We start from the raw sequence: 4,879 nt of genomic DNA on the forward strand, positions 1-4,879 counted from the left end.
AGGTTTTCTTGCCCCGCTTTTTCTTTTCCTGTATCATAGGAATTAATGGAATCCCGTTAGAGTTTTCAGCAGTTTTTATTGCCTGATACTCTAGGGAGAAAATGGGATTGTAGATATTACTCATAGATTAACGGTTGAACGGAAATGCGTTGCGTTTCCTAACTCTAACGGGATGGAACTGGAAAAACTCACAAAAACACAAATCGTATTGCTGACTCTTTTCGTCAGTTTTATTACGTCTATCGCAACGGGCATTACAACGGTGACACTCATGGACCAAGCGCCTCCCGGCCTTACGCATACGATCAGCAAGGTGGTGCAGACAACTATAGAACGGGTCGTTCCTGATAAAACACAGGGGGCAACCACGATTAAGACGGTGGTGGTCAAAGAAGAAGATCTTATCGCAACCGCCGTTGAGAATAATAAGCAAAGTCATGTCTACATCTCCCTCGCCGATACCAAGGAGAAGAAAGAAGGGGAAGAGAATGGCGCGCTGAAGAAAGGAGCATTTGTCACGTCAGGGTTTATTATTTCAGGGGACGGGCTCATCGTTGCTGACGGCGCGTTAGTGTCCGACAAGGAAAATTATGTCGTAACTCTTTCGGATGGAACGGTTATTCCTGTGCATGTCGCGATACGAGACGAAGCGAAAGGTCTCGTACTGCTCACATCGGAACTTGGAGAGAGAAAGGTTTCCTCCGTGAAGTTGGCAAATTCCGACAGTGTGAAACTTGGGGAAGTCGTTGTTGCGCTTGGAGGGATTGATAACCCGCGCATAGTGATCGGAGTCGTCTCATTCCTTGATACGAAGACAGACATTATTCCTAAGCGCGGTGATAATGTAACCAAAGGAGAAACAGAAGAGTTGAAATACTTAAGCGCGATCAATACCAATATTGTGCTGACCTCGGCTGATTCCGGGAGTATGCTCTTTGATACGGATGGGAAAGTAGTGGGAATGAATATGGTGCGGGATGATGTCTCTTTCGCTCTGCCTGCGGATATGATCAAAGCGCTCATCGTTACGCTTGCACAACAGCCAAAAGAGAGCACCGTACAATAAGCATCACCCGAAGCGACTTTCCTGGTTGACTTTATATAAAAATAATGGTATTAAATAGCTAGCGGAATTAGGATTTTGCGCCGCCGAACATTTTTTAAAACAACACACACAACTACCATGCCCCCAATGAATCATTTTACAACTAAAGCAAAAGAAGCAATTCGGCGCGCGCATGAATTGGCGATTGAGCGCGGACAGAATCACGTGAGTCCGGTGCATCTTCTAACCGCGCTCCTTTTGCAAGAAGAATCAATAGTGATCTCTATCTTGGATAAGCTTGAGGTGGATACCATATTGCTTACCGACTCTCTGTTGGAGGCAATTGAATCTGCCGATTCACAAAACATCCTCTCCCCCTCGTACCAGATATACTTGACGCCCGAGCTCGCGCGCATACTTGAAGATTCGGTGCGCGTGTCGCAAAGCCTCAAAGATGAATTTGTCTCAACCGAACATCTTTTCATTGCGATACTTAACGTATCAAGCGAAGCAAAAGAGATCATTGCGCGTTTCCGTGTTGACAAGGACGCGGTATTGAAAGTGCTTGAACAATTGCGCAACTCAAATGTCACGGAAGCAAGCGCGCCAAAAAAATTTCGCGCGCTTGCGAAATACACGAGAAATCTCACTAAGCTTGCGGCTGAAGACAAGCTTGACCCGGTTATCGGGCGCGACAATGAAATACGACGCGTGATGGAGATCCTCTCGCGGCGCACCAAAAATAACCCTATCTTGATTGGCGAGCCGGGCGTGGGAAAGACCGCTATCGCGGAAGGACTCGCGGTGCGTGTGGGCAAAGGTGATGTGCCTGAATCTCTGAAAGACAAAGAGATCGTCTCTCTTGATTTGGGTTCGCTCATTGCCGGCACCAAATATCGCGGAGAATTTGAAGAACGCTTGAAGAATATCTTGAAGGAGATTGAACGTGCCGAGGGGAAAATAATTCTTTTCATAGACGAGATCCACACGATCGTTGGTGCCGGCGCGGCCGAAGGGCAAATGGACCTTTCCAATATGTTAAAGCCTGCGCTTGCGCGAGGTGAGTTGCGTGCGATTGGTGCGACAACGATCAAGGAATATCAGCGATATATTGAGAAGGATCCCGCTTTGGCTCGGCGTTTTCAGCCAATCTATGTTGATGAGCCGTCACTGGAAGACGCAACGGCTATTTTGCGCGGACTGAAAGAAAAATACGAAATCTATCACGGCGTGCGCATTACCGATGAGGCTATTGTCGCGGCGGTAACGTTAAGCAGTCGCTACATCACCAGCAGATTTTTACCCGATAAAGCAGTTGACCTGATTGACGAGGCGGCGTCCGCACTGCGTATCTCACTTGAAAACAAGCCTCCCATTCTTGAAGATGCTCACCGCGCCATTGTGCGATTGGAAGTGGAAAAGGAGGCGTTAAAGAAAGAAGCGGTCCCGACTGATAGAGCGGGCGCCAAAGCGAGGAGCCGCATCCGCGTCATTGATAAGGAAATTGCCAATCTTCGCGAAAAAACGAAAGAGCTTGAGCTCAAGTGGCAGAATGAGAAAACGCTTTTAAACGAGATCAAGCAATTCAAGAAGCAGATGGAAACTTTGCGTCTTGATGCGCAAAAAGCGGAAATTCGCGCCGACTTGGGGACGGCTGCGGAAATTTTATATGGACAAATTCCTACTCTGGAAAAAGGATTGAAGGGGAAGCTCGCTCGTCTGAAGAGATTGCAGAAGAAACGAAGGATACTCAAAGAAGAAATAACAGGGGAAGATATTGCCGCTGTGGTGGCTCGGTGGACGGGCGTACCGGTGTCTCGCATGCTTGAGGAGGAAGTGGAAAAACTTTCTCGAATGGAAGAAGAACTCAAGAAACGGGTGATCGGGCAAGACCTAGCTGTACAGAAAGTATCCGATGCGGTGAAGCGCTCTCGGGTGGGCATCGCCGATCCGAACAGACCGATTGGCTCGTTCATCTTTTTGGGTCCGACGGGTGTCGGTAAAACCGAGCTGACCAAAACGTTGGCAAAATTCATGTTTGATGACGATAAGGCGCTCATCCGGGTGGATATGTCTGAATACATGGAACGGCATTCAGTTTCCAAACTGATCGGCTCACCGCCGGGATATGTGGGGCATGAAGAGGCGGGACAGCTCACGGAAATGGTTCGGCATAGGCCGTACTCTGTGGTGCTTTTTGATGAAGTTGAAAAAGCGCATCCCGAAGTGTTTAATGTCTTGTTGCAGGTGCTTGATGACGGGCGTTTGACTGACGCCAAAGGAAGAGTTATCAACTTCAAGAATACGATCATCATCTTGACCTCAAACATTGGCGCCGAACATATTGATAAGATGCAAACCATCGGATTCGGAAGCGGCGACGCCAAAGACGACTACACTGAAGCTAAAGAGAAAGTGATGAGTAGTCTCAAGGATCATTTCAGGCCGGAATTTCTCAATCGTTTGGATGAGATCATTATGTTTGATATTCTTTCTCCTGAAGCGATCCGAAACATTGTTGATGTGCAGATTGACATCGTGCGCAAGCGGCTTGCTGAAAAAGAGATTGAGTTGGAGGTAGCCGATAAAGTGCTCACCCATTTGGCGAAAAAGGGATATAACCCTCAATATGGCGCGCGGCCATTGAAGCGCTTGATCCAAGACAAGATTCTTACTCAAGTTGCCAATCTTATGGTTACCTCCGGTGTTTCAAACGGCGGTGCCGTATTGGTGGATGAGAAGGACGGCGAGCTCGTTATTACCGCAACGAGAAAAGGGAAGAGTCTTCCAACGAAAAGAAAAATGCGAGGTTTGGAAAACGTGAAAAAAGAAAAGGCGACAGCGTAAGTTGTAGAAAACGTATTTTTGAGTTACAATAACGCCACTTCTTTTAAAAGGAAGTGGCGTTTGCGTCGGTGGCGGAGTGGTCAATCGCAGCAGACTGTAAATCTGCCGGGCATAGCCCTACGTAGGTTCAAATCCTACCCGGCGCACAGATGAAAAACAAAAAGCTCCCGTAAGGGGGCTTTTATGTTTTTCCTGTGCGCCGGAGCAAAGCACCTGCGTGCTTTGCGTGTAGGATTCGAAGAGGTTCCCCATATTTTTGAGTCCCGCGAATAGCGGGATGAGAAAATGGGAAACCTGTACTGCTCCTGTAAGGAGAAAATCCTACCCAACAAAAACCAAACCCTACCCGGCAAGAAAGGGAGTACTTAGTGCTCGCAAGAGCTTTGCTTCGAGAACACTTAGTAACTTGTGACCGAACCCTACCCGGCGCATTGTTAATTCAAAAAAGTGTGATATGATGCGGATAGTTTTATACCCCTTGCTATCTCGGCTAAAAAGGAGATGAACATGAGATCTTTCAAAAAGTACCCTTTCCCTTTGGGACCGGTTGAGCTCCATAATCCTGAGCGGGTAGAAGACAGCTTTCTCTGTCTAAAGTGGTCATTCTATACCGCTTTGGTCGGAGCGCTCGTGCTTCTCGCACTGCGCGGACTTTCCCAGGGTTAGGAATCTTTAAAGACCCCTCTCTTTTAAAGAGAGGGGTCTTCTTGCTTTTTTAGGTAATTTATATTAATCTATTGAAATTGACTTACGCAGTAAATTTTAGAATACATCATGTCTCAAGATAAACTTATAAAACTGGCGTGCTCGAAATGCAAACGCACCAACTACTGGAGCAGGAAAAACCGAAAGACGGTTACGCGCAAGATCGACCTGAAAAAGTACTGCAAATGGTGCAAGGCACAGACGATGCACAAGGAAGCCAAGAAGTAGTATTGATAACACCTTTTGTTATATTTCCATATAACAGGTTCACTCGGTTCAAAA

General features: G+C 47.1%; 4 protein-coding genes and 1 tRNA gene. All 5 read left to right on the forward strand.

Features of this window, described 5'->3' with window-relative positions:
• Nucleotides 1-172 precede the first annotated feature (172 nt).
• The gene (locus AAB523_03615) at nucleotides 173-1,066 is read left to right on the forward strand and encodes a serine protease (protein ID MEK7556339.1); all 894 of its coding nucleotides are present in this window, start codon (nucleotides 173-175) and stop codon (nucleotides 1,064-1,066) included.
• A gap of 126 nt (nucleotides 1,067-1,192) precedes the next feature.
• The gene (locus AAB523_03620) at nucleotides 1,193-3,892 is read left to right on the forward strand and encodes an AAA family ATPase (protein ID MEK7556340.1); all 2,700 of its coding nucleotides are present in this window, start codon (nucleotides 1,193-1,195) and stop codon (nucleotides 3,890-3,892) included.
• Nucleotides 3,893-3,954: 62 nt separating this feature from the next.
• A tRNA-Tyr gene (locus AAB523_03625) sits at nucleotides 3,955-4,038 on the forward strand.
• 361 nt (nucleotides 4,039-4,399) lie between these two features.
• On the forward strand, nucleotides 4,400-4,558 hold the full coding sequence (locus AAB523_03630; protein ID MEK7556341.1) for a hypothetical protein: 159 nt from the start codon (nucleotides 4,400-4,402) through the stop codon (nucleotides 4,556-4,558).
• A 108-nt stretch (nucleotides 4,559-4,666) separates the two neighbouring features.
• Nucleotides 4,667-4,825 carry a 50S ribosomal protein L33 gene (gene rpmG, locus AAB523_03635; protein MEK7556342.1) on the forward strand — a complete coding sequence of 53 codons (159 nt, stop codon included), beginning with the start codon at nucleotides 4,667-4,669 and terminating at the stop codon, nucleotides 4,823-4,825.
• Nucleotides 4,826-4,879: the final 54 nt, after the last annotated feature.

Source organism: Patescibacteria group bacterium (assembly GCA_038063375.1).
GTDB lineage: Bacteria > Patescibacteriota > Minisyncoccia > Phycocordibacterales > JANLHH01 > JANLHH01.

Bases quoted from the DNA above. Each gene is read 5' to 3' on its own strand.
- AAB523_03615 (MEK7556339.1), top strand. From the start codon at position 173: ATGGAACTGGAAAAACTCACAAAAACACAAATCGTATTGCTGACTCTT.
- AAB523_03620 (MEK7556340.1), top strand. From the start codon at position 1,193: ATGAATCATTTTACAACTAAAGCAAAAGAAGCAATTCGGCGCGCGCAT.
- AAB523_03630 (MEK7556341.1), top strand. From the start codon at position 4,400: ATGAGATCTTTCAAAAAGTACCCTTTCCCTTTGGGACCGGTTGAGCTC.
- rpmG (MEK7556342.1), top strand. From the start codon at position 4,667: ATGTCTCAAGATAAACTTATAAAACTGGCGTGCTCGAAATGCAAACGC.